The 23,852-nt window shown below is 45.2% G+C and carries 22 protein-coding genes and 1 pseudogene; 18 read left to right on the plus strand and 5 right to left on the minus strand.

Annotated elements, in window-relative coordinates; translation table 11 throughout:
• Positions 1–84 precede the first annotated feature (84 nt).
• Positions 85–1,425 carry an alanine/glycine:cation symporter family protein gene (locus J0K78_RS09030; RefSeq protein WP_206946378.1) on the minus strand — a complete coding sequence of 447 codons (1,341 nt, stop codon included), beginning with the start codon at positions 1,423–1,425 and terminating at the stop codon, positions 85–87.
• A gap of 204 nt (positions 1,426–1,629) precedes the next feature.
• On the opposite strand from J0K78_RS09030, the gene ltaE reads away from it, so the two are divergent.
• Entirely contained in the window at positions 1,630–2,652 is a 1,023-nt protein-coding gene (gene ltaE, locus J0K78_RS09035) for a low-specificity L-threonine aldolase (protein WP_206946379.1), read from the plus strand.
• A 263-nt stretch (positions 2,653–2,915) separates the two neighbouring features.
• Here the strand turns inward: ltaE and J0K78_RS09040 are convergent, their stop codons facing one another.
• Positions 2,916–4,277 carry an FAD-dependent oxidoreductase gene (locus tag J0K78_RS09040; RefSeq protein ID WP_206946380.1) on the minus strand — a complete coding sequence of 454 codons (1,362 nt, stop codon included), beginning with the start codon at positions 4,275–4,277 and terminating at the stop codon, positions 2,916–2,918.
• Positions 4,278–4,591: 314 nt separating this feature from the next.
• Here J0K78_RS09040 and J0K78_RS09045 point away from each other — a divergent pair, with 314 nt between their 5' ends.
• The 10 genes from J0K78_RS09045 (at position 4,592) to J0K78_RS09090 (ending at position 15,448) form a co-directional block, all read left to right on the plus strand.
• Positions 4,592–5,686 carry an endonuclease gene (locus tag J0K78_RS09045; protein WP_206946716.1) on the plus strand — a complete coding sequence of 365 codons (1,095 nt, stop codon included), beginning with the start codon at positions 4,592–4,594 and terminating at the stop codon, positions 5,684–5,686.
• A gap of 172 nt (positions 5,687–5,858) precedes the next feature.
• A complete protein-coding gene (locus J0K78_RS09050) occupies positions 5,859–6,326 on the plus strand; it encodes an NUDIX hydrolase (RefSeq protein ID WP_206946381.1) in 468 nt (155 codons plus the stop codon).
• Positions 6,327–6,391: 65 nt separating this feature from the next.
• Positions 6,392–7,666 (plus strand): M48 family metallopeptidase, encoded by a 1,275-nt coding sequence (locus tag J0K78_RS09055; protein ID WP_370551102.1) that lies wholly within the window; start codon positions 6,392–6,394, stop codon positions 7,664–7,666.
• Positions 7,667–7,829: 163 nt separating this feature from the next.
• On the plus strand, positions 7,830–9,194 hold the full coding sequence (locus J0K78_RS09060) for a sigma-54 interaction domain-containing protein (RefSeq protein WP_206946383.1): 1,365 nt from the start codon (positions 7,830–7,832) through the stop codon (positions 9,192–9,194).
• Positions 9,195–9,398: 204 nt separating this feature from the next.
• Complete coding sequence (locus J0K78_RS09065) at positions 9,399–10,094, plus strand: CoA transferase subunit A (protein ID WP_206946384.1); 696 nt, start codon at positions 9,399–9,401, stop codon at positions 10,092–10,094.
• 18 nt (positions 10,095–10,112) lie between these two features.
• A complete protein-coding gene (locus J0K78_RS09070) occupies positions 10,113–10,793 on the plus strand; it encodes a 3-oxoacid CoA-transferase subunit B (protein ID WP_206946385.1) in 681 nt (226 codons plus the stop codon).
• 12 nt (positions 10,794–10,805) lie between these two features.
• The gene (locus J0K78_RS09075; protein ID WP_206946386.1) at positions 10,806–11,582 is read left to right on the plus strand and encodes a 3-hydroxybutyrate dehydrogenase; all 777 of its coding nucleotides are present in this window, start codon (positions 10,806–10,808) and stop codon (positions 11,580–11,582) included.
• An 18-nt stretch (positions 11,583–11,600) separates the two neighbouring features.
• Positions 11,601–12,779: a thiolase family protein gene (locus J0K78_RS09080; protein ID WP_206946387.1), complete on the plus strand. Its 1,179-nt coding sequence runs from the start codon at positions 11,601–11,603 to the stop codon at positions 12,777–12,779.
• A gap of 18 nt (positions 12,780–12,797) precedes the next feature.
• On the plus strand, positions 12,798–14,081 hold the full coding sequence (locus J0K78_RS09085; protein WP_206946388.1) for a GntP family permease: 1,284 nt from the start codon (positions 12,798–12,800) through the stop codon (positions 14,079–14,081).
• Positions 14,082–14,224: 143 nt separating this feature from the next.
• Complete coding sequence (locus J0K78_RS09090) at positions 14,225–15,448, plus strand: M28 family metallopeptidase (protein WP_206946389.1); 1,224 nt, start codon at positions 14,225–14,227, stop codon at positions 15,446–15,448.
• Positions 15,449–15,573: 125 nt separating this feature from the next.
• Here J0K78_RS09090 and J0K78_RS09095 read toward each other — a convergent pair whose 3' ends face one another.
• Positions 15,574–15,879, minus strand: coding sequence for a hypothetical protein (locus tag J0K78_RS09095; protein ID WP_206946390.1), 306 nt, complete (start codon positions 15,877–15,879; stop codon positions 15,574–15,576).
• Positions 15,880–16,043: 164 nt separating this feature from the next.
• Here J0K78_RS09095 and rlmH point away from each other — a divergent pair, with 164 nt between their 5' ends.
• Positions 16,044–16,523, plus strand: a complete 480-nt coding sequence (gene rlmH / locus J0K78_RS09100; protein ID WP_206946391.1) for a 23S rRNA (pseudouridine(1915)-N(3))-methyltransferase RlmH — start codon at positions 16,044–16,046, stop codon at positions 16,521–16,523.
• Positions 16,524–16,751: 228 nt separating this feature from the next.
• On the opposite strand, the gene J0K78_RS09105 is transcribed toward rlmH, so the two are convergent.
• Positions 16,752–17,657, minus strand: a complete 906-nt coding sequence (locus tag J0K78_RS09105; protein WP_206946392.1) for a Gfo/Idh/MocA family protein — start codon at positions 17,655–17,657, stop codon at positions 16,752–16,754.
• 148 nt (positions 17,658–17,805) lie between these two features.
• Here J0K78_RS09105 and J0K78_RS20295 point away from each other — a divergent pair.
• The 4 genes and pseudogenes from J0K78_RS20295 to J0K78_RS09125 all read left to right on the plus strand — a co-directional run.
• Positions 17,806–17,978 (plus strand): annotated as a pseudogene (locus J0K78_RS20295) (23S rRNA (pseudouridine(1915)-N(3))-methyltransferase RlmH); the annotation flags it as partial.
• 95 nt (positions 17,979–18,073) lie between these two features.
• The gene (locus tag J0K78_RS09115) at positions 18,074–18,568 is read left to right on the plus strand and encodes a GNAT family N-acetyltransferase (RefSeq protein WP_206946393.1); all 495 of its coding nucleotides are present in this window, start codon (positions 18,074–18,076) and stop codon (positions 18,566–18,568) included.
• Positions 18,569–18,681: 113 nt separating this feature from the next.
• Positions 18,682–19,623, plus strand: a complete 942-nt coding sequence (locus J0K78_RS09120) for an aldo/keto reductase (RefSeq protein WP_242517800.1) — start codon at positions 18,682–18,684, stop codon at positions 19,621–19,623.
• 216 nt (positions 19,624–19,839) lie between these two features.
• On the plus strand, positions 19,840–21,108 hold the full coding sequence (locus J0K78_RS09125) for a hypothetical protein (RefSeq protein ID WP_206946395.1): 1,269 nt from the start codon (positions 19,840–19,842) through the stop codon (positions 21,106–21,108).
• Positions 21,109–21,147: 39 nt separating this feature from the next.
• Here the strand turns inward: J0K78_RS09125 and J0K78_RS09130 are convergent, their stop codons facing one another.
• The gene (locus tag J0K78_RS09130; RefSeq protein WP_206946396.1) at positions 21,148–22,221 is read right to left on the minus strand and encodes a hypothetical protein; all 1,074 of its coding nucleotides are present in this window, start codon (positions 22,219–22,221) and stop codon (positions 21,148–21,150) included.
• A 368-nt stretch (positions 22,222–22,589) separates the two neighbouring features.
• Here J0K78_RS09130 and J0K78_RS09135 point away from each other — a divergent pair, with 368 nt between their 5' ends.
• On the plus strand, positions 22,590–22,961 hold the full coding sequence (locus J0K78_RS09135) for a CidA/LrgA family protein (protein ID WP_206946397.1): 372 nt from the start codon (positions 22,590–22,592) through the stop codon (positions 22,959–22,961).
• Positions 22,954–23,643 carry an LrgB family protein gene (locus J0K78_RS09140; RefSeq protein WP_206946398.1) on the plus strand — a complete coding sequence of 230 codons (690 nt, stop codon included), beginning with the start codon at positions 22,954–22,956 and terminating at the stop codon, positions 23,641–23,643. The genes J0K78_RS09135 and J0K78_RS09140 overlap by 8 nt, the downstream gene beginning before the upstream one ends.
• Positions 23,644–23,852: the final 209 nt, after the last annotated feature.

Genomic DNA, 23,852 nt, shown 5'->3' on the forward strand with positions numbered 1-23,852 from the left:
TTCTACATATACGCTTTCTGGAAACTTATCTCCTCCCCTTTTACTAGATGTTTACAAAAAAAAGACCGGCGTCAGCCAGTCTTTTTAATCAAGTTGATCCTGTTTCCATGTTTTCTTGATGATTTTCGTTAAAGCGAGGATTGCAATTAAGTTCGGCAGTACCATAAGTGCATTGAATGTGTCAGCCATCTGCCAGACAAATTCCACTTGGACAAGCGAACCGGCCACGATGAACATCAACACAATGGCACGGTAGAATGGGACTCCTTTTTCACCGAACAAAAATTTCACGTTCACTTCTCCAAAATAAGCCCAGCCGAGAATTGTTGTGAAAGCAAAGAATAGGAGACAGATGGCGATGAATGGAATACCGAAATCCCCAAGTCCCCGTGCAAATCCTTCCTGAGTAATCGCACTTCCCTGCAAATCTGTTTGATGGGCATCTGTAGTCAAAATAACCATCGCTGTCAGGGTACAAATGATGACAGTATCGATGAAAACGCCAACCATGGCTACGAGCCCTTGATGGGAAGGGCGCTTCACGTTTGCAATCGCGTGCGCATGAGGGGTTGAACCCATGCCGGCTTCATTTGAAAAGAGCCCGCGCGCAATACCATAGCGAATCGCTTCTTTGATGGTCGCACCGAGAACCCCCCCACCGGCTGCTTCAGGGCTGATCGCGGCTTGGACAATGAGCTGCAGTGTCGGAAGCACCTGGTCCCAAAAGTTCACCATAATCATGAGACTTCCAATGATATAGAGCAAGGCCATGACCGGGACAACATTTCCAGCGAAGGAAGAGATACGGGTAATGCCTCCGAATAAAATGAGTCCGATGAAAAAGGCGACGGCAATTCCAAGACCAAGATTCAGCGTTGTGGAACTTGATCCCATCGCTTCGTTCATTGCGGTCGTAATTGCGTTGGACTGCACCATATTACCGACAAACCCAAGAGCGATGATGATAGCAACGGCAAAGAAACCTGCAAGCCACTTGCTGCCAAGCCCGTCCCGGATGTAATACGCGGGTCCACCGTGGACTTGATCTCCTTTTTTTACTTTATAAAGCTGAGCGAGGACGGCTTCTGCGAAAATCGTGGCCATCCCGAAGAAGGAGCTGATCCACATCCAGAAAATCGCCCCGGGTCCGCCAGCTGCGATGGCGGTCGCGACACCAGCGAGGTTTCCTGTTCCGACCTGTGCAGAAATCGAAGTCGCTAGCGCCTTGAAGGAGTGGATGCCTTCAGTTTTTTCTTTTTTGAAAAGGGGAGCGAAGGTCTGCTTGAATCCTTGACCAAGAAATCGTACTTGGATGAAGCGCAGCTGGAATGTGAGCCAGACACCCGTTCCGAGCAGGAAGATCAGCATGACTGGTCCCCATAAAAAGCTATTAATATCTATGAATACGTTGGTTAGTTGTTCCATGGGCTAGATCCTTTCTTTCTTTAACATATGACTATGAAAAAGAGTATCTCACTTGCAAGCGTTTTAGGACAAGAGAAAATGTTATTTAGGAATTCGACGGCGCAATTTTAGTATTTGATACAGATATTTAAGTATCAGCCGCCACTGCTAATGCTTTCCAAATGCTGAGTAAGTTACGTACAATAGATAAAAGGAGGGGTAGTTATGATTGATTTGCGAAGTGATACCGTAACCAAGCCGACGATGGCCATGCGTCAGGCAGCTTTTGAAGCAGAGGTTGGGGATGATGTGTACGAAGAAGATCCAACGGTGAAAATACTTGAAGACAAGGCAGCGGAAATGCTCGGTAAAGAGGCAGCTTTGTTTGTGACCAGTGGAACTCAGGGCAATCAGATTGCTGTATTGACTCACTGCAGACCTGGGGATGAAGTACTCTTGGAAGCAAACGCCCATCTTTTTCTATATGAAGGGGCTTCGATGTCGGCACTAGCAGGCGTTCAGCCGCGAACGATTCAAGGGACGCGTGGGGTTATGGACCCTGAAGATGTAAAGGCTGCGATTCGTCCGGACGACATTCATTTCCCGGAAACAAGCTTGATCTGCCTAGAGAATACGCACAACAAAGCAGGTGGGGTTGTCGTTCCACTCGAGAATATGCGTGCGATTTATGAAGTGGCTAGAGAAAAAGGAATTCCCGTCCATCTTGATGGGGCGCGATTGTTCAATGCTTCTGTCGCCTCAGGTATATCTTTACGCCGGTATGCGGACCAAACCGATACGGTACAGGTGTGTTTGTCGAAAGGGTTAGGTGCACCGGTCGGATCAGTCATTGCCGGTTCCTATGATTTTATTCAAAAGGCGCGAAAATGGAGGAAGCGCCTCGGCGGCGGATTGCGCCAAGTCGGAATGGTTGCTGCACCTGCGTATGTCGCTCTGACCGAGATGGTCGACCGTTTAGCGGAGGATCATGCTCATGCGAGGCAGCTGGCGAACGGACTTCAGCATGTGAAAGGCCTGGAGGTTGAAAAAGTGGAAACGAATATCGTGCTCGTTCATGTCGGTGGACTGGGGGAAACCGCCCAATCCTTTTTACATAAGCTGAAGGATGACGGGATTTCAGCCGTTCCTTTCGGGCCAGCTACAGTTAGGTTCGTCACGAATTATGATGTGAGCGCTAAAGACATCGACCGGGTGATCGATGTGGTCATTTCCCGATATCAGTACTAGGAGTATCTTTTCATGAATAGGGTATAGTTAGGCAACAACCCTAGGAGGTGGCTTTCATAGCGGACATCCGAGCAAATCAGGTCAGGCGAGGGTCGTCGGTCAATGATGAAAAATTTGCTGAGATGTTGTACAAGGATTCATTTGTAGATGGCATTCCGCTGGATGAGCTAGGCAAGGATTTGAGAAGAATGAAACGATATAGAAAAGAATTGGATAAGCGAAAATAGTAAAACCCCCATGGAAGCATCCATGGGGGTCATTTATTAGACAAGTGCAGGCAGTCGTCTTGGCTCCTGGTACTGTGCTTCAAGACCAGCTTTGTTCAGGAAGTTCCACGGCTGATTAAAGTGTGGCTGGAAGAAGAAATCAGTGTACGCCAGTTCGTCGATCGTCATCCCTGTTTGGATGCACACGCTCATCGTGTTGATGGATTGTGTTACGTCTGCCTTGGAAATGACTTGGGCACCAAGAATACGGCGGGTATCCGGGTTGATCGTCACTTTCAGCATCACTTTTTCAGCTGTCGGCATAAACGCAGGACGATGAGTCTCCTCAATTGTGATGCTTTTCACATGAATGTCTAAAAGTTGAGCAGAAGTTTCCGTAAGTCCAGTTGAAGCCATGTTGAGATCGAAAATGTGTAGGCCGGATGTGCCTTGTGTTCCGACGTGCTTCATCATCGGCTCAAATAAATTGCGGGCGACTAAGGTTCCCATACGGACAGCATTCGTGGCAAGTGGAATATACATATGTCCTCCCGTAGGGTTGTAAGGAACGGCACAACAGTCGCCGGCAGCGAAAATATCAGGGTCATTCGTTTGCATATATTCATTGACTCTAATCGCTCCGTTATCGAGCATGTCCACTTTTCCTTTTAAAAGATCCGTGTTTGGACGGAAGCCTACGCAAAGGATAACAAGGTCTGTCTCGTACGTTCCGTTGTTTGTTGTGACGCTGGATACAGACCCGTTCGTTCCGTCAAAACGCTGCACCGTTTCGTTCATAGCGAGCTCAATGCCACGTGCGTTGAAATCATCTTCGACCATCGTGGTGAACTCTTCATCTAAATATTTGTTTAAAATTCGATCGGCACCATCAATGAGGGTCACATCTTTTCCTGCTTTTTCAAAAGCTTCAACAAGTTCTACACCGATATAACCGGCTCCCACGACGGTAACCTTCCGGGCGTCTTTCGCACGCTCGATGATGGTGTTTGCCTGGTGATAGTTTTTCGCAAGCAAGATGTTATCTAGATTGATGCCTTCGATGGGAGGTGTGACAGGCCAGGACCCTGTAGTCATGACGAGCTTATCGTACGTGTCGTAGACTTTTTCACCTGTAACAAGGTTTGTAGCTTCCATTGTTCTTCTGTCGGTATCGATATGTTCCACGTCATGCTGAATCCTCATCGTTACACCAAGCTTTTGCAGCTCTTCTGGTGAAGAGTAAAACAACCCTTGTGGATCATCGACGACACCACCGACGTATAAAGCTAAACCGCAAGATAAAAAGGATACATTGTCATTTCGTTCATAAACCGTAATGTCTGCTTCAGGATATAGTTTCGCCATATTTGTAACCGCAGCCGTACCTGCGTGAGTGCTTCCAATAACAACAATTTTCATGGTAAATCCTCCTTGAAAATGCATGTGAATTATTTCACATTCCGGATATGTTTTTAATTATAGAACGGTTCACAATGAAAAACAACCCTTTTGCTCAACGTTTCACATAACACCTTTATTTTTTACTACACCTTTTTTGCTATACATTTTTTGGGAGACCAGGTCATACATATTTTGGGAATTTTATATAGTCTGTGTTAAGGGTGTGTGAGGTTTATATTAATTTTGTGGTGAGCTGAAGGAAAAGATGATCCGACATGGAAGAGATAGGCGAAGGTCTAATTTCTATATAGGGAGTGATTGAATTGAAGAGGATGTTCGTTTTCTTTTTTAGTCTTGTCTTTATTTTATCTGTCCATGGTGTTCAGGCTGCTGGAACGATAACCGTAGGCGATGCTTTGTACACTCCAAATGGAACAGATGTAGTGGTGGAAGGGTATATTGTAGGGGTTCCTGTGGGCATTGATACGGTTGAACAGAGCAGTTTCACAAGTAATTATGCTTTAGCGGTAGCGGATGATGCTTCGGAAACTCAGGTGGACGACATGATTTTTGTAAAGTTGGATTCAGAATATCGCAGTGAATATGGACTACAGAACAACCCTGGTTTGATGGGAACAAAAATCAGAGTAGATGGCATCAGGGACGATTATTTTACTCACCAGGGGATTGAATATGTAAATTCGATCTCTAAAGTTTCAAGTGATAGTGACGATGGTGGTACATACACAGGGAGCTACTATCAAGGGGTCGAAGGTTTGACAGGTTCTGCACTCAAGCAATCGCTGCATGAGATCATTGACGACCATACCGAGCTTTCATATTCCAACGTCTGGGATGCACTGCGTCATACAGATGAGGATCCATCAAACCCGAATAATGTACGGCTTTTATACTCTGGAAAGTCCTATAGCAAGTATGACAACGGAGGATATGTTGATGACTGGAACCGTGAGCATGTGTGGGCGAAGTCCCATGGAGATTTCGGAACATCGATGGGAGCGGGTACGGATATCCATCACCTCCGACCGACCGATGTTACCGTCAATTCCGCTCGTGGAAATCTGGATTTTGATGAAGGAGGATCCGATTTTTATGAAGCGCCGGGCACGTACTATGACGGAGATTCATGGGAGCCCCGTGACGCGGTAAAAGGGGACGTCGCACGAATGATTTTCTATATGGCCGTCCGTTATGAAGGGGACCAAGGGGAATTGGATTTGGAGATTGCTGATTATGTAGGAACGAGCGGGCCGTACTTAGGAAAACTTTCTGTGTTGAAGGAATGGCATGCACAGGATCCTGTCGATGACTTTGAACGCAACCGAAATGAAGTAATCTTTAATGATTATCAAGGAAACCGCAATCCTTTCATCGATCACCCAGAATACGTTGAACAGATATGGTAAAAGAAGCAAGAAACGAACCGGACCGTTTTATGGTCCGGTTTTTTACAAGGTTTAAATTACCATTATCTGTATGACCTGGTACAACAATTTTTGGGATCTTTATGAACCGGTGCAGGAGTTTGGTTTTTGGGTGTAGTAGTTTATAGGATGTGAGATTTTTAGGAGGGATTGGATGGCAAGGGATGTTCGGTTTAAGGTGGACGGTCAGCGGTTCAACTATCGGGCGGCGGGCATTATGATTGAGAATGGTCATGTGCTTTTACATAAACAGGTGAATGATTCATACTGGGCGCTTCCAGGCGGAGGTATAGAACTGGGAGAAGCTTCTGAAGATACGATTGTAAGGGAGATGAAAGAGGAGCTTGGCTATGTTGTGGAAGTGGAGCGGACGGTATGGATGGCGGAGACGTTTTTCGAACACCGCGGGGATGATATGCATGAGGTGGCTTTCTATTACTTATTAACCACCGAACTACCGAATTTCACAGAAGGGCCTTTCCATGGACTTGAAGGGGAGCAGCTGATCTATCAATGGATCCCTTTAGAAGATATCGAGAAAATTGAAGTACGACCCACTTTTCTCAGAAAAGCATTAACCAATGTTCCATGTGAAACATCGCATCTCGTTGTGAAAAGATAAGAGAGTTCTAGTCACTCACACAGGCTCGTACAATGGTACGAGTCCTATTTTTCGGAGGTGGGGAAGTGAAGAAAAAGTTCATCACTTGGACACTCGTGTTGTATGTTATCTATGGTCTTTTATTAGGCCTTTATTTCTTCCAGTGGACAGATGTCGGTGTGCCGCCAGCCTATGAAGGAACGGCTGCAGATCCCGCGACTTTCATGACGGAAAAAGAGCTTGAGTTGAGTCAGGAGTATTCGCGGTATCAGAATTTCTTATCCTTTCTCGGAGAGCCGCTCGAGTGGATGATCTATCTTGGTGTGATGATTTTTGGTACCACCGTCGTTTTTAAGAATTTCGGAAAGCAGATCTCCCGTTTTCGCATCATCCAAATACCGATCTTCGTTTTACTGCTGCAAACGTTGACGACGATTCTTTTATTTCCGCTGGATTATGCGAGACGATGGCTGTCTGTAGAATATGGCATTTCGACTCAAAGCTTTTCAAGCTGGATGCGCGATGAGCTGATCGGGTTTTGGATCGGGTTCATTATCATGGCCCTGCTTATCACGGTCCTTTATCTTCTTATGAAAAAGTTTGAAAAGCGTTGGTGGTTAATCGCCTGGGTGCTCATGATCCCGTTTTTATTTTTTATGATGTACTTACAGCCGGTTGTTATTGATCCGCTTTACAACGATTTCACCGAGCTTCAAGACAAACAGCTGGAAGAGAAAATCCTTGCGCTTGCGGATGAAGCAGACGTTCCGGCTGATCGGGTGTATGAAGTGAATATGTCTGAAAAGACCAATAGCATGAATGCTTATGTGAATGGCATCGGATCGAATTTGCGCATCGTTCTATGGGATACGACGCTGAACCGCCTTGAAGAAAATGAAGTGCTGTTTATTATGGCGCACGAAATCGGCCATTACGTCATGAACCACTTGTATTGGAATTTAGCGGGTGTCATTATCGCTACGTTTTTCGGACTCTTCTTCACCTATCATTTGTTACGGTACGCGACGCGCAGGTGGGGGGAGCGTCTTGGATTCACAAAGGTTTCGGACATTGCAAGTTTGCCAATGTTCTTCCTTATCTTGACGATGCTTTCATTCCTATCTAGTCCTGTGGAGCTTGCCATATCAAGGAACGCTGAAACAGATGCCGACAAGTACGCAATTGAAATGACCCGGGACCCGGATGCGGCAATCGGATCGTTCCAGGAGCTCACCGTAAACGGGTTGAGCGACGTTCATCCACCTGCGCTCGTTAAATATTTACGGTACGGACACCCGACCATGATGGAGCGCATCCATATGCTTGAATCCTATCAGGGGATTGATGTGAAAGAAGAATAACAGGCTTACAATAACTGCCACACCAGGTCATCCATAATCTGGATGACCTGGTGTGGTAGTTTTTAGGTTGTATCTAGTATGTGCGGGGGTATTCTGGTAGAATTTTAGTAAATGACTTTGTAAACGTTATCATATTAAATAGGAAGAAAGAGGAGGGTATGGGATGCTTTCTATGCTTGAGGATTACCGGAATCAAGTGCTTGAAACGTTGTTTGGGAATGTGGAACATTGTATTGTCGTCGTCGATCGGGAGGGCTGCATTTCTTACATGAATGAAAGCTACTGTCGGTTCATTGAAGTGGATCAAACGATGGTAAAGGGAAAGCATGTGACGGACGTCATTGAAAATACGCGCATGCACATTGTGGCAGCTACAGGGGAGGAAGAAATGGCCGACCTTCAGCAGATCCGTGGCGATTACATGATTGCCCATCGCATTCCACTCTGGGAAAACGGTGAGGTGATTGGTGCTCTCGGCATGGTCCTATTCCGTGACACGGATGAGTGGAAAATCATGAATACGCACATTAAGGATCTCCTCCTTGAGCTTGAAACGTACCGTAATCAAATGCAGCAGCAAAACGGTGCCAAGTACTCCCTGCATGACATCATTACGAGCTCCCCGGACGTACTGCTGTTAAAGGAAAAAATACGCAAAACGGCTCACAGCGATGTTTCTGTTCTTTTACGAGGGGAGAGCGGGACAGGGAAGGAGCTGTTCGCCCACAGTATCCATCACCTCAGCGAGCGGAGCACAAAGCCTTTTGTGAAGGTGAACTGTGCGGCTATTCCTGAGGATCTCATCGAAGCCGAGCTGTTTGGCTATCAGGATGGGGCGTTTACCGGGGCGAAAAAAGGTGGAAAGCCAGGAAAATTCCAGCTCGCCCATGGTGGGACGCTTTTTCTTGATGAAATTGGGGATATGCCACTAAGAGCGCAGGTAAAAATCTTGCGCGCTCTCCAGGAAGGAGAAATTGAAGCGGTAGGAGCCGTCCATCCGCAGGAAGTGGATGTCCGCATCATTGCTGCGACCAACCAGTCGCTCGAGGAAATGATTCAGGAACAGCGCTTTCGTGAGGACCTCTTTTACCGGATCAATGTCGTCCAGATTGATATTCCTCCTCTTCGCACGAGGCGTGGCGACATTAAAATCCTCTCCAAATATTTATTGCAGAAAATATCCGATCGTACGGGCAAACGTGTGGAAGAGTTTTCGAAAGCCGTCGAAGACGTCTTTTACAAATACCATTGGCCGGGCAATGTTCGTGAGCTTGAAAACGTCATCGAATCAGCGGTGCATATGACCGATGGGGAGACTGTTCAATATGATGACCTGCCTTCTCACCTTCAAAAAGAATCTGCTCCCGCTCAGGAAGCGGAAACATTGAAACAAATCGTTGAGCAGACTGAAAAGCATGCGATTCAAAAGGTGTTGAAAGAAGTCGATGGCGATAAGGGCTTGGCTGCGAAGCGGCTGGGTATCGGAAAGTCATCGCTTTATGAAAAAGTAAAAAAATACAATCTCTAACCATTCCAGAATTCAGGAATCTATTCCGAATTTCCGGAATGGTTCTTTTTATGCGTTTATGTAAGGGCTTTCATTATTTAGTGACCTTGAATTCCGGAAATCCGGAAAAGATCGTTCACAAAAGATTCAAAATCCTTGATGCATCAATACCGCAAAGTTGGCATGAAACTTGCTTGTAAAAGGGTGAAGGGAGTGTGAAGACTCATGAAACAAATTTATTCATCATTTCATGAAGCTGTGAAAGATATAAAGGATCATTCAACAATTATGGTAGGAGGATTCGGTCTCGTCGGAATTCCGGAGAACTTGATTCTTGCCCTCGTCGAATCAAAAGTGAAGCACTTGACGGTCATCTCCAACAACTGCGGTGTCGATGATTGGGGACTCGGACTACTTTTGAAAAATAAACAGATTGATAAAATGATTGGCTCGTACGTGGGGGAAAACAAAGAATTTGAACGCCAGGTACTCGCAGGTGAGCTTGAAGTTGAGCTGACACCACAAGGAACGCTTGCTGAGAAAATCCGTGCAGGTGGAGCGGGAATCCCAGCCTTTTACACACCAGCAGGAGTCGGTACGCCTATTGCGGAAGGCAAAGAGGTACGCACATTCAACGGTAAGGAATACCTTTTACAAGAAGGATTGACGGCAGACTTCAGTCTTGTCCGTGCGTTTAGAGGGGACCGTCACGGAAATCTCGTGTACAACAAAACGGCCCGTAACTTCAACCCGATGATGGCGGCAGCTGGTGCTGTGACGATTGCAGAAGTCGAAGAACTCGTCGAGCCGGGTGAATTGGAAGCTGATGCGATTCACACCCCGGGCATTTATGTACAAGGACTGATTGAAGGCCAGCAGGAGAAGCGCATTGAACGTTATACGGTAAAAGCAGAAGCATAAATAGGAGGTAGATGAACAATGGCAGTACAAAAAGACAAAGCGGCAATCCGCGAAATGATTGCCAGACGAGCAGAGCAGGAAATTGAAAGCGGTTACTACGTAAACCTCGGGATCGGTATGCCGACAATGGTCGCGAACTACATCCAGCCGGATAAAGAAGTTGTGCTTCAGTCAGAAAACGGACTACTGGGCATCGGCCGTTCACCTTATGAGCATGAAGTTGACCCGGATTTAATTAATGCCGGAAAAGAAACAGTAACGGCTTCTGTGGGTGCCGCATACTGCGATAGTGCGGAATCGTTTGCCATGATCCGTGGTGAGCACCTCGATTTAGCCATTTTAGGTGGTATGGAAGTTGCAGAAAACGGTGACCTCGCCAACTGGATGATCCCCGGGAAAATGATTAAAGGCATGGGCGGTGCGATGGATATCGTACACGGGTCGAAAAAGGTCGTCATCATCATGGATCACGTCAATAAACATGGCGATCCGAAGATTTTAAAAGAATGTAAACTGCCCCTGACAGGAAAAGGCGTCGTTGACCGTATCATCACAGACCGTGCGGTTATGGACGTGACGGACAAAGGACTGATGCTAGTCGAAATTGCTGAAGGATGGACCGTGGACGAAATCAAAGCTCAGACAGAAGCGAACCTCATCATCAGTGATGAACTTTTAAAAATGCCATCCAGCAAATAAGGAGGAACACCCATGGTTGAGAATAAAGTGGTATTCATTACAGGTGCAGCGAGCGGGATCGGCTATGAAATCGGTACCGAATTCGCTCGTAACGGTGCAAAAGTAGCACTCAGCGATATTAACGAAGAAAAAGTAAAAGAAGCAGCGGAACGTCTGAATCAGGAAGGTCTGCAGGCGATCGGACTTGTCTGTGACGTGACGAAAGAGGAACAGATTCAGAGTGCGATTGACGAAACGGTAGAAAAATTCGGTCGTCTTGATGTGCTCGTCAACAATGCCGGGTTGCAGCACGTCGCATCGATTGAAGACTTCCCAACAGAAAAATTCGAATTGATTACTAAAATTATGTTAGTTGCCCCGTTCATGGCGACGAAACATGCTTTCCCGATTATGAAAAAGCAAGGTTTCGGCCGCATCATCAACATGGCGTCCATTAATGGACTAATCGGATTTGCCGGAAAGTCCGCCTACAATAGTGCCAAACATGGCGTCATCGGTCTTACGAAGGTGACAGCTCTTGAAGGTGCGGAAGACGGAATCACGGTGAATGCCGTCTGCCCAGGTTATGTAGACACACCGCTGGTTCGAAATCAACTGGAGGATCTCGCTGAAAACCGTGGGGTTACTCTAGAAAAAGCGCTGGAAGAAGTCATTTACCCGCTTGTTCCTCAAAAACGTCTATTGTCTGTTCAGGAAATTGCAGATTACACGTTGTTTCTTGCAAGCGACAAGGCCAAAGGGGTCACAGGTCAGGCGGTCGTTATCGATGGCGGTTATACGGCTCAATAAACGAAAGGGGATTTTTACATGAAACCAGTCTATATCGTAGAAGGGGCACGCACTCCGTTCGGCACGTTCGGCGGTTCCCTGAAAGACGTAGATCCAACCGATTTAGGAGTCACCGCAAGTAAAGAAGCCTTGAAAAGAAGCGGCATTTCCGCAGAACATATTGATCTCACTATCATGGGAAATGTCATCCACTCTTCTCAAAACGCGCCTTACTTAGCGCGCCACATTTCTTTGAAAACAGGCGTACCACATACAAGCCCGGCTCTTGCAGTCAACCGGTTGTGTGGATCCGGTATGCAATCCGTCATCTCGGCTGCACAGTCCATTCAGCTTGGCGAGGGGGAAACGGCTTTAGCTGGTGGTGTGGAAAGCATGAGTCTTGCACCACATGCCATGCGGGGCAGTCGTTTTGGAACGAAGCTCGGTACACCAAAAGTTGATGACATGCTCTGGGCTGCATTGACGGATGAATACATCGGTGCCGGCATGGGTGTGACCGGTGAAAATCTTGCCGAGAAATATAAAATTTCAAGAGAACAGCAGGATGAGTATGCCACACGCAGTCATAAGCTTGCTGCAGAAGCCCGTTCAACAGGGAAATTTGCAGATGAAATCGTTCCTGTCGAAATTAAGACACGCAAAGGGACTAAAGTGGTCGACCAGGATGAGCATATCCGTGAAGATACGAACCCTGAATCCTTATCCAAGCTGAAGCCTGCCTTCAAAAAGGACGGCACGGTGACAGGTGGAAACGCCAGTGGCATCAATGACGGAGCAGGTGCTGTGGTTTTAGCAAGCGAAAATTTCGTGAGGGATCATAATGTTCAGCCGATAGCCAAGATTCTTTCCTGGTCCGTTGCGGGCGTTGAACCTGAATATATGGGCATCGGTCCTGCACCAGCGATTCGTCAGGCATTGGAAAAGGCGGAGCTCTCGCTTGATGATATGGACCTTGTTGAAGTGAACGAAGCGTTCGCATCTCAATATCTTGCGGTTGAAAAAGAACTGGGCCTCGACCGTGACAAAGTGAACGTCAACGGAGGAGCCATCGCCCTTGGTCATCCAATCGGCGTAAGCGGCACACGTGTCCTGTACACGATGATCAAGGAACTTAAACGAAGAGGTGGACGTTACGGCGTCGCATCGCTATGCATCGGCGGCGGTCAAGGCATCGCCATGGTCGTCGAGACTCAATAAACCTAAGGAGGAAAAACCATGCTCGGAATTTTTCTCGGACTTGCCGTATTGATGGCCCTCGCCTATTTAGGCTGGTCGATCATCTGGGTGGCGCCCATCGCAGCTGGTGTCGTCGCCCTCACCGGCGGTCTCGATCTACTCGAAGCTTATAAAGATACATACATGGGCGGATTTGTCGCCTTCGCGAAAGACTGGTTCCCGGTCTTCATGCTCGGTGCCATTTTTGGAAAGCTGATGGAAGACACAGGGATGGCTCGTTCTGTTGCGGTCGCTCTTACAAAATTGATCGGTACCCAGCGTGCGATTTTAGGGGTACTCGTATCTGCTGCTGTTCTGACGTATGGCGGAGTCAGTCTGTTCGTTGTTGTTTTCGCTGTTTATCCATTGGCCCTATCGCTGTTCCGTGAAGCGAATATCAGTCGTAAACTGATTCCCGCTACGGTCGCTTTAGGTGCGTTTACATTCACGATGACAGCCCTGCCGGGTTCCCCTCAAATCCAGAACCTGATCCCGATGGAATATTTCCAGACGGATGCCATGGCTGCACCTGTCATGGGGGTTATTGCTGCCATCATCATGGGTGGTGGAGGTTACTTTTACCTGAGATGGCGTGAAAAGAAACTCGTCGCTCAAGGAGAGGTATTCACTGAACCGAAAGAAAAGAAAGAAGTGGAACAACCCGATCAAACGCCGAATTTCTTCCTGTCCCTTTTGCCCTTATTAACGGTTCTTCTTACATTGAATCTATTAGAATGGGACGTTGTCACGGCTTTGATTTCAGGAATCGTGCTCATCATGCTTTTGAATGTGACGATGTACAAGAAGTTCATTCCTTCCATGAACAGTGGAGCAGGCGGATCGGTTATTGCCATCATTAACACGAGTGCCGCGGTCGGTTTCGGTACAGTCGTACGCGAAGTCCCCGGCTTCGCCAACCTGACACAACTGCTGATGGGCATCAAAGGAAATCCACTGATCTCTGAAGCAATTGCGGTTAACGTGCTCGCTGGTGCAACCGGTTCCGCATCAGGCGGTATGGGGATCGCCTTGGAAGCGTTAGGATCCAAATACTATGAAATCGCGATGAATACAGGGATCAGCCCGGAAGCCTTCCACCGTGTTGCTTCCTTATCCTCCGGCGGTCTCGATGCACTTCCTCACAACGGAGCGGTTTTGACACTGTTTGCGATTACGGGAATGACGCATAAAGACAGCTATAAGGATATCTTTGTTGTTGCTGTATTGATTCCGGTAATTTCTGTGGCTTTTGTCATCTTGTTGAACACGATTGGCATTCTCTAATAACACAAACAGCAGGACATCCTATGATGGGTGTCCTGTTTTGTTTAACTATACGTTTAGTTGTCATTTAATGTTAGAGATATAGAGGGATTTTCTCTATGAAGATGTAATAGTAATAGAATTGCTTATTTAAGGAGGATTTCATGTCAACTTTTCAAGAAGGAGTTATGGATCACTTTATTATGCTATCCGAGAAGATTGGATGTCGCCCTGTAGGATCAAAAGCGAACCATGCAGCAGCTGATTATATCGAGAAAATTTTCCGAAATGCAGGGTTGGTAGTAGAAAAACAGGAGTTTGAGGTGCCCGCTTGGCATCTGAATGAAACAAATCTTGAGTTTAATGGTGAAACTCTTGAGGCCAAGGGGAATAATTTTTCAGAAGCCTGTGAGGTTAGTGGAGAGATTGTGCCTTTTTGTACACTTGAAGAGCTTGAGTCTTCACCCTATTTGGGGGGGAACATTGCTTTTTTATATGGAGAGTTATCGAAAGAAAATTATGTTCCCAAAGGTTTTACTATATATAACCCTGATCACCATCAGAAGACTCTGCAACTCCTTGAAGAGAAAAAACCTTCAGCGATTATTTTCGTACGAATGGAGAAGGGTAAAAACCTTCCCATTATTAACGACTGGGACTTTTCTATCCCGTCTTTAACGATATCACCAGAGGTTGGATTGAAAATAATGAATGACCATCCACGCTCATCAGCTACTTGTAAGATCCATAGTAAAAGAAACAAGGGGCGGACGAAAAATATTATCGGGAGAAAGCAGGGGCAAGGAAAAGAGAAGATCATTCTTGCCGCTCATTATGATACCGTATTTGAAACGAATGGGGCATACGACAATGCTTCAGGTATAGCTACTTTACTTTCCCTGGTGGAAGAAATCTCAAAGAGAAAAGATTGGGAGGTGGGGTTTGAATTTATTGCTTTCAGCTCTGAAGAATACCTTGGTCTCGGGGATGAATATTATTTAAGGAAACATAAAGGAAGTTTGGAAGATGCTATTCTTGCTTTGAACTTCGATGGGGTTGGACAAACTCTTGGAACAAACAATATTACGCTCATGGGCGGTTCCGATGAACTGGAGAATTATTTAAGAAATATAAAAAGAAAGTTCCCTGCGGTACAATGGACCCTTCCATGGTATGAAAGCAATCATTATACATTTTTCTCGAATGGTGTACCAAGTATTCCATTCAGCAGCAGTGGTGTTCGAGACTTAATACATACCAAAGACGATACCATACAATGGGTGAGCGAAAGTAAATTGAATGAAGTCCGCGTATTTGCTTTAGAAATAATAGAAGGTCTGCAAGGGAAATCAAACGTTTGGACAAGGAAAAAACAAGCTTCTTTATAATTTGAACTATAGACAAACAAAAAAGACCAAATTCTTAAGAATTTGGTCTTTCACTCTTGTTGAACCTTCATCTGTATTCAAACCTAAACGAATCGATTCCTTTTAGAGAGTTTGGATTAGGTTTTCTATTTCTTTCTGTTGAACGTCTTGTCTTTGATCGATTTAAACGCTTTTGAAGAATTGTCCACCGTTTTGCCAATGACATCTGAGCCTTTCTCAGAAGCTTTCTTAACGATATTACCGGAAGAATCCACTGTCTTTCCGATCAAACCGCCTTCACCCGTAATTGATTTAATGATTTTACCGGAAGCGTCGACCGTATTATGAATGAAGTCATTGGCTTCTTTAGATACCCCTTTTACAAATCCATCATCTTTCTTCTGAGCCTGCTCATCTTCCCTAGAGTCGTTGTTCTTTTTGAAGTTACTCATGCTTTCATCTCCTCTTTAGGAATTAATGGCTTACCTTTCATGTCTATGTGGTAAAGGGAGGCTTATGAGTAAATTCCATATTATGTATGACCTGGTACACCTAATGATGGAAATCCACTTCGTGGTACACTAGATACAAATGAAGCGATACGGGGGAATACAGCATGAAAATTACGATTGTCAGTGTTGGGAAATTGAAAGAGAAATATTTAAAGCAGGGGATTGCGGAATATGTGAAACGACTCGGCCCCTACGCGAAAGTAGATGTTGTCGAGGTCCCGGATGAAAAAGCGCCGGAAAACTTAAGTGATGCGCAAATGGTTGAAGTGAAGCAAAAAGAAGGGGAGCGCATTCTTTCGAAGATTTCACAGGATACATACGTCATCACACTGGAAATCGAAGGCAAGCAGTTGACGTCTGAGAAGCTTGCGAAAAAAATGGACGAGCTTGCGACTTACGGAAAGAGTAAAGTGGCGTTTGTGATCGGTGGTTCGCTTGGCTTAAGTGATGAGGTGCTCAATCGAAGTGATTTTGGGTTGTCGTTTTCGAATATGACCTTCCCTCACCAGTTGATGCGGTTGATGCTTGTGGAGCAGGTATATCGTGCTTTTAAGATTATACGAAACGAACCGTATCACAAGTAAATGATTTTTTGCATTCGTACAGCACAGCGAAGGAGCAATACTTTTAAATCAATCTCATCATCAACCTGAACAGCGACATTGGTTATCAGAATGTGCAGTTGAAAGGTCAGGGCGGCTCGTGGATTCCGTTACTCTAATGATATTGCAAATGCGGTTAAGGTACCGAGTGCCCCCTACTATACACGAGCACAAAAACGGACGCCTGAAGCGCGTCCGTTTTTGTGCTGCTTATTTTGATTCTATCTTTTCTACAATCTGTTCACAGATCTCATGGGTGGTAAGCGAGTCTTGAATCGACGGATCAGGCGTCCGGGTGTTGGCGATACAGTCGATGAAATGATCGGTAATCTGGTAAAAGCCACGTTTATATAATGTTGGGTCCCAACCGCCGAATTGAGAGATATTTATTTCTTTGTCGTGATAGTGGATCGTTTCCACCAGGTCCTTGATGACATATTTGTGCTCTCCCGCGGAATATTCAATGATTTCTTCTGTAACGCCGCCGTTCCTGTTCATAACGCCCATCGCTGTGCACTCTTCCCCGATCAACTGGATGATCAGGTGGTCCATCATATCGCCGTTTTTGAGGGCCTGAACATTTACATCCTTCACTTCGGTATCCATCAAAAAGCGGAGCGTATCTACCACATGGATGAAATCTTCTACGACAAAACGCTGGACATTATCAGGCAGCCGGAACCGGTTTTTCTGCATGAGGACCAGACTCGGTTTCCCTTTTTCTTTCAAGGCTTTCACTGGAGGAATGAACCGCCGGTTGAAACCTACCATCGCTATGGCCTGGTTTTCTTCTGCGAGCTGGACGATTCTTTGGGTTTCATGAAAATGCATCGAAATCGGCTTGTCTATGTAAGTGTTGATGCCATGCGATAGCAGCTTTTCAGCTATTTCGAAATGTGCTTCAGTCGCTGCACTGACGATAGCGCCATCGATATCCTTCTCAATCAGCTCCTCGACGGTCTGGACTTTTTCAGAAATCCGATATTTAGCGGACAGCTTGTCCAGCGTTTCTTTATTTCGTGTGCAGAGCACAAGTTCCACGCCTTCTTTTTCCGAAAGAACAGGCAGGTAGGCTTTCTTCGCGATGTCTCCTAAACCAACAATCCCTATTTTCATAGTTATCACCCCTGATAGTAATTGTTTTCAGCGTAACATGGAATGACAAATAGCTCTTGTCTTTTGCTTTTGTCGTGTTGACTATCCGCGTTTCTACTTTACAGTTTTTAGCTATGATAAACTAAAATTATCCTCACAAAAGAAGGGAAATCAGGTAACCTTCGTCATCGACGGATCACTCGGATTGTGAGGTACTTGAGTGCAGTGACATAGGGCTGCTTTTTCCAAAATGACGTTCCCCATCAGCTGATGCGGTTGATTCTGGTTGAACAGATCTGCCGTGCGTTTAAAATCAATCGAAATGATCCGTACCATAAATAATCGTATATGAGGCTATTCGTGGAGTTTCTTACGTTTCATGGCCGACGTTATATATAGGGTGTAGTCATAATAAAGTTGAAAGGATAGAATCTAAATTGTCTGAATACCGAGATTATAATGAAGGTAAAAAGATAACCTTTCAGTCAGAAAGGTGTTACATAAGACCTTTTGTCAATGCTGATCTTGATGAGTTTTTAGTATATCGTAATGACCTAGAATGGATGAGGTTTCAAGGATTTAAGGGATTATCGAGAGAAGAATATAAAGAACATTTATTAAAGGAACCGTCTTTAGAAAACGGGGCACAATTGGCCATAATAAGTAAATCAGACCAACACCTTGTTGGCGATGTCTTTATCAAAAAAGAAGAGGATACGTTCTGGTTTGGATATACAGTAAGTCCTGCATTTAAAAGACAAGGGTATGCCTATGAAGTAGCTGATTCAATGATTGCGTGGATCAAACAACAAGGAGATTTTCAGGTGAAAGCAGGTGTTTCACCTGAAAATATATCTTCCATCAGGTTGCTTGAAAAATTAGGTTTTTCGAGACAGTATGAGAAAGAGGGAGACTTCATTTATTCCTTGTAAAAAATTATTTAGGATGTCGACTGACCCTCATTCAGAATGGATCACGTGGGACAGTTCCGCTGTTTGTGAGCGAATGAGTAAACGCGAGAACCGTCCCCATATAAAAGGGGGAAATGAAAGTGAGAAAACGCGACTTAGGTAATACAGGCATACAAGTGTCAGATGTGGGATTCGGGGCATGGCAGTTAGGTAACGAAAAAGATTGGGGAGAGATGACCGACAAGAAAGCGCTCCAATTAGTAAGAGAAGCGATGGATTACGGTTGTAATTTCTTTGATACCGCTCCTAACTATGGTGACGGAAAGAGCGAAGAAATCCTTGGCAAAGCTCTTAAGGGAAAACGAGATCAGGTGGTCATTAGCAGTAAATGCGGGCATCACCCTTTTGGAGAACAAGACTTTGAACCTGATAGATTGATGCAGTCAGTGGAAGAGAGTTTACGAAGGTTGAATACGGATTATCTGGATAGTCTCCTTCTTCACAATCCTCCTTTCACAATCCTTCACGGGGACAGTCCTCAATTTCAAATGCTCAAAAAACTAAAACAACAGGGCAAGATTAGAGCGTATGGGGCTTCTGTCGATACAGGAAAAGAGATGGACGAATTACTAAACAATACGAACAGCCAGATCATTGAGGTTATGTTCAATATCTTTCACCAAGAACCTACCGATGGGATACAAGAGGCGTATAACCAAGGTGTTGGGGTGATTACGAAGGTTCCATTAGATTCGGGATGGCTCACAGGAAAATATGATGCCAACAGTAGATTTACCGGTATTAGAAGCAGATGGAGTGCAGACCAAATTGAAAGACGTGGAAGGTTAGTGGAACAGGTACGTCGTATTGTTGGAAATGATGCATCGATGGTGAAAATAGCACTGCAATTTATTCTTTCTTATCCAGGAGTATCTACCGTAATACCTGGGGCTAAGGATTCTCAACAGTTAAAACAAAATATTACAGCATCAGAAGCTATGTTATCGCAAAAGGTCAAAGAACAGTTGGAAAATTTATTTGTGAAAGATATAGAGAAATCACAGTTGGGGTGGTAGCAGGTTGGCAGTTCTGCTGTGTTGCCATGCATTCGCTTGTCTTTGCAACACCACAGCTTTTTCTTTTCTGCCATTTACTACATAGATTTTAGCTCATCCAGCCTTTGCATGATACTCATATCCTCCGTTCGATTTTACCGTCTATAAAAGTGAGAGAAAGGCTTTTACATGCAACCTCCATACTCACATATATTGAGTAATAAGAGGTGACACCTTATGAGAAAAGACATTGTGAGTATCTTCAAACGCTTCCTGCCTCCCACAGCCACCATGGTACATCTTGCAACACCTGAATCTAAGTATGCCTTATTAGTTACCGACCTTGAAGGGGATGGTGTTACAGAAATCGCAGGCATCTACTACTGGGGAGGAGAAAACTACCTGATGATCCTGAAGCAGGGGCCGGCAGGGTGGTATATCGCTGATACTAAAAAAGATAAAGGGTATGGGGTCAAGTACTTAGGGGCGGTTCCACTAAAAAACAGAAACGAATACAACATCCTTGTAGGTTGGCAAGTAGGGTCGATCTGGTCGGAACTCAGCGTTTATGAATGGGGAAATGGTGGATTCACAGATTTAGTTGAGGGCAATCAATACTTCAGTATGATCGATGTGGAAGACATGGAGGGCGAACAAGGAAGGGATGGACTTTACGAGGTCGCTTTGTGGAAACACGATACTGGCTTGGCTTATACTGTAGAGGTTTTTCGTTTGGGGCGTGATGGGTTTGAGAAGGCGGAAGACGTTTACCCCGCTTATTTTAAAAAGGTGGAACACTATTACAGCTCACTATTAAGAGAATATGATTCTTCTACGTATTGGTATTATTTAGCGGATGCACAAATGAAAACAGGTCGTAAACGGGAAGCTTACAAGTCTATTACTCATGCTCTAGATTTTGAATATCCTTATCCATCCAGAAATACATTATTGAATTTAAGAAGGGACCTTTGTAAAATTGAACCGTTCTCTAATCAAAAGGGGATTGATTTTTCTTCGCTCACTTATGTTTGTTCAGAAACAGAAAGAGACCTTAAATTAGAAGCAGCGATTGAAAAGGAATATAATTTTAACCTATCTGAAGAAAACATCAGGTATTTTTATAATAGAATCGACTTGAATAACGATGGGCACAAAGAGGTTTTTGTATTTTTAGTTGGTCCATTTGTCTGTGGGACGGGTGGGTGCAGTGCTGTTATTTTCAAAGAAATAGAAGGTGAATATCAAGTATTGTCTCGCTTCTCCCTCGTAAGAAACCCTGTCATTGTGTCCAATACGACAACCAATGGGTACCGGGATTTGATCATGTATGTGGCTGGAGGAGGAATCGAAGACTTCTTCGCTCACATCAAGTTCGACGGTCAAACCTATGCTCAGAACCCCTCTGTCCAGCCAAGAGTCGCACCTGGGACGAAAGTGGAAGGGGAGGCCATTGTGGCAGACGATTTGGCGAAGAGCAAAGGGATTCAGATCAATGGAACATAAAAAAGTGCCTGCTCGTCATTAAGCGAGCAGGCACTTTTTTTATTGATAATTCACAATCGCTGGACTTGGATCGAGCTTCACCACTTCTTCTGGTGTCATTACCGGCTTATCTTTATCATAGAAAATTTTAAAACCACCATACTGGGAAGGCTTGTCGCGTACATATTTTTTATACAGCGCCATTTTATCAATGGATGCTCCCCAGCCGTCAAAATTAAGCGCCACTTCTACATTGTCAGTGGGCTGAATGGCATCTTTATTCGTGAGCACATGTTCCGTGAACTGATGGACAAGGACAAATTTATCAGGGAGATGATTTTTCTCCGTCAGATTGGAAAGGTATTCCACAGCTTTTTGGATCTCTGTTCCATCCACCTGTCCGAGATCCTCTCCTGGTACTTCCCCTTCAGCAACTTGAAATTCTGTGTCGATCGCCAGGTGAACGTTCGGGTGCTTGAGCCACTTCTCGATGCTCTTGACCTGATTCATCACCGTATCGGTACCAAGCTGGATATCAAGAATGACGAGTGCATCATGTTTCTTTGCGAGGTTTACATACTCCTCAATCTTTTCATCGGGGAGCTTACTTACATATGTACCCTCTGGACCAGGATCGCGTTGAGCCATTGTCGTAATCAGTTCAATGGTTGGGATGGCCGGCCGTGCAGGATCAGCATTCGAATAGACTTGAGCCTGTTCCTTGAGCTGCTTCATGAGTTCCTCCGGCTCCATCGTACCGAGAATCCCCATGTTTTCGGATTGAGGAGTTCCATAATACGTGACGAGTCTGTGGTCTTTCAATGGTCCCTCAGACTTATCCACCGCCCCCTTGGCGAGCGTTTCACCTGCAGGTACGGAACGGGTTGGATCGCCTCCGAGAACCGCCTCCTCATCCGGCATATTCTTAAGTGCTTCTTCGGACAAGCTATCTTTGAGTGGGACGGCATCTTCAGATGGGGTTAATGGTTGATATGGAGGCTCGGGTGCCTTCTTTTGTTCAGGTGTCGTTTCTTTTTCAGGCGCTTCTTCTGCCTCTTTTGAAGTCTGTTCGGCACAGGCTCCAAGAAGAAAAATGAGAAAGGCTGCAAGCAGCAGTTGTGTGAATGTTTTCATGATGTTCTCCACTTCCTTTATACAGAAAAGATTGGTTTTATAGGTACAATATAGAAGAATACTAACATATTGTTGATGATCTAAGACACATGTCATGAGAATGAAAAAGAAATATAAAAAAAGGGTTCTTACATTTCGGTTGAGCATTGAGATGAAGTCGAATGATTAAGAGGGAGGGGAGGGTTTTAAGGTTTTTCCATCATGATAAAATGATTCAGTACGTGATAGACGGGGCAATATTTTATAGCAACAGTCACTCCCTTTCTGTTCACGTAACAACCAGGGAGCAGGATTTTTGTATGCTTTTCTTATTCCTATATAATAAAGGAAGTAAACTTCCAACTCACAACTAGAAAGAAGGATCACACGTGTCAAAAGCAGTCACTATTTTTCTGCAAATCGCAGGCTTATATATCATTTATCTTTTTGGTACATTCATACAAAAGACGTTTAACCTGTTCATTCCAGGCAGTGTCATCGGCCTGGTTTTCCTTTTCACCCTTTTATCATTAAAAATAGTCCCAGAACATTGGGTTAATCAGGGCGTTGGTTTTATGATCAAACATCTCCCGTTCTTTTTCATTCCGGCAACGGTGGGAGTGATGAGCTATGCGTATGTTTTTGAAGGGAAAGGGGTTCTCTTAATACTCATTGGTCTCTTGAGTACGGCGCTGGTGATGGGCATCTCAGGTTTCGTTGCTCAATGGATGGCGAGAAGGAGGGAGGCTGCTCATGAATAGTCTTCTTTCGGCTTCGGTTATCATCTTCCTGACGATTTTAATCTATCAAGGGGCATTGTTCGTTTATCGAAAGTTTCGCCGCATCTACACGGCACCGATTATCTTATCGACGGTGACCATCATCGTTCTATTGCTGTTGTTCGGTTTTTCTTATGATACGTATATGCTTGGCGGTAAGTGGATCGATTACTTGCTTGGACCGGCAGTCGTTGCGCTTGCTTTCCCGCTTTATCAGTACCGTGACCTTTTGAAAAGGATGCTCCTGCCGATTTTAGTAGGGACTTCTGTAGGTGCGTTTATTGGTGTAACCTCTGGCCTTCTGCTCAGCAAATGGGCGGGGTTCAGTGAGTTGATTATCCATTCAATCGTTCCGAAATCGGTTACGACACCTGTGGCGATGTCGATTGCAGAATCAAGCGGTGGTGTCATGCCGCTCGCGGCTGTCTTTGTCATGATTGCAGGCATCGGCGGGGTACTGATCCATCCTGTGGTGATGCACTACGCCCGTTTGACCCATCCTCTTGGAAAAGGGGTAGGGATGGGAAGCGCGTCTCATGCGATTGGAACGGCGACTTCCATGGAGCGGGATCCGCTTGAAGGCTCTGTTAGTACGATTGCGATGGTGTTGAGTGCTGTCATCGTTTCGGTTCTTGCTCCGGGTTTAACATTACTGCTTATGTGAAAAAGTGTCTGCCTCTAGGAGAAGAGGCAGACACTTTTTAATTGCATGAATAACCCATAACCTAGGTTCTCTTCATTTAAGCATCATTGTCCTGAACCCAGTGGCCCTTTTTTGAATAGGCTGATGGTGCGATGTTTTTCATCCCCTAATGGAAATTCCCCTTCCAAATTCACTCACGGAAGGGCTTCCAAATATTTTAATTTTTCAAC

The sequence above is a fragment of the Halobacillus sp. GSS1 genome, from assembly GCF_017307035.1.
In the GTDB taxonomy this organism is placed as follows: Bacteria; Bacillota; Bacilli; order Bacillales; family Halobacillaceae; genus Halobacillus; species Halobacillus litoralis.

Excerpts from the sequence above, each read along its gene's own strand:
- J0K78_RS09030 (WP_206946378.1), bottom strand. The coding sequence starts at position 1,425 with ATGGAACAACTAACCAACGTATTCATAGATATTAATAGCTTTTTATGG.
- ltaE (WP_206946379.1), top strand. The coding sequence starts at position 1,630 with ATGATTGATTTGCGAAGTGATACCGTAACCAAGCCGACGATGGCCATG.
- J0K78_RS09040 (WP_206946380.1), bottom strand. The coding sequence starts at position 4,277 with ATGAAAATTGTTGTTATTGGAAGCACTCACGCAGGTACGGCTGCGGTT.
- J0K78_RS09045 (WP_206946716.1), top strand. The coding sequence starts at position 4,592 with ATGTTCGTTTTCTTTTTTAGTCTTGTCTTTATTTTATCTGTCCATGGT.
- J0K78_RS09050 (WP_206946381.1), top strand. The coding sequence starts at position 5,859 with ATGGCAAGGGATGTTCGGTTTAAGGTGGACGGTCAGCGGTTCAACTAT.
- J0K78_RS09060 (WP_206946383.1), top strand. The coding sequence starts at position 7,830 with ATGCTTTCTATGCTTGAGGATTACCGGAATCAAGTGCTTGAAACGTTG.
- J0K78_RS09065 (WP_206946384.1), top strand. The coding sequence starts at position 9,399 with ATGAAACAAATTTATTCATCATTTCATGAAGCTGTGAAAGATATAAAG.
- J0K78_RS09070 (WP_206946385.1), top strand. The coding sequence starts at position 10,113 with ATGGCAGTACAAAAAGACAAAGCGGCAATCCGCGAAATGATTGCCAGA.
- J0K78_RS09075 (WP_206946386.1), top strand. The coding sequence starts at position 10,806 with ATGGTTGAGAATAAAGTGGTATTCATTACAGGTGCAGCGAGCGGGATC.
- J0K78_RS09080 (WP_206946387.1), top strand. The coding sequence starts at position 11,601 with ATGAAACCAGTCTATATCGTAGAAGGGGCACGCACTCCGTTCGGCACG.
- J0K78_RS09085 (WP_206946388.1), top strand. The coding sequence starts at position 12,798 with ATGCTCGGAATTTTTCTCGGACTTGCCGTATTGATGGCCCTCGCCTAT.
- J0K78_RS09090 (WP_206946389.1), top strand. The coding sequence starts at position 14,225 with ATGTCAACTTTTCAAGAAGGAGTTATGGATCACTTTATTATGCTATCC.
- J0K78_RS09095 (WP_206946390.1), bottom strand. The coding sequence starts at position 15,879 with ATGAGTAACTTCAAAAAGAACAACGACTCTAGGGAAGATGAGCAGGCT.
- rlmH (WP_206946391.1), top strand. The coding sequence starts at position 16,044 with ATGAAAATTACGATTGTCAGTGTTGGGAAATTGAAAGAGAAATATTTA.
- J0K78_RS09105 (WP_206946392.1), bottom strand. The coding sequence starts at position 17,657 with ATGAAAATAGGGATTGTTGGTTTAGGAGACATCGCGAAGAAAGCCTAC.
- J0K78_RS09120 (WP_242517800.1), top strand. The coding sequence starts at position 18,682 with ATGAAAGTGAGAAAACGCGACTTAGGTAATACAGGCATACAAGTGTCA.
- J0K78_RS09125 (WP_206946395.1), top strand. The coding sequence starts at position 19,840 with ATGAGAAAAGACATTGTGAGTATCTTCAAACGCTTCCTGCCTCCCACA.
- J0K78_RS09130 (WP_206946396.1), bottom strand. The coding sequence starts at position 22,221 with ATGAAAACATTCACACAACTGCTGCTTGCAGCCTTTCTCATTTTTCTT.
- J0K78_RS09140 (WP_206946398.1), top strand. The coding sequence starts at position 22,954 with ATGAATAGTCTTCTTTCGGCTTCGGTTATCATCTTCCTGACGATTTTA.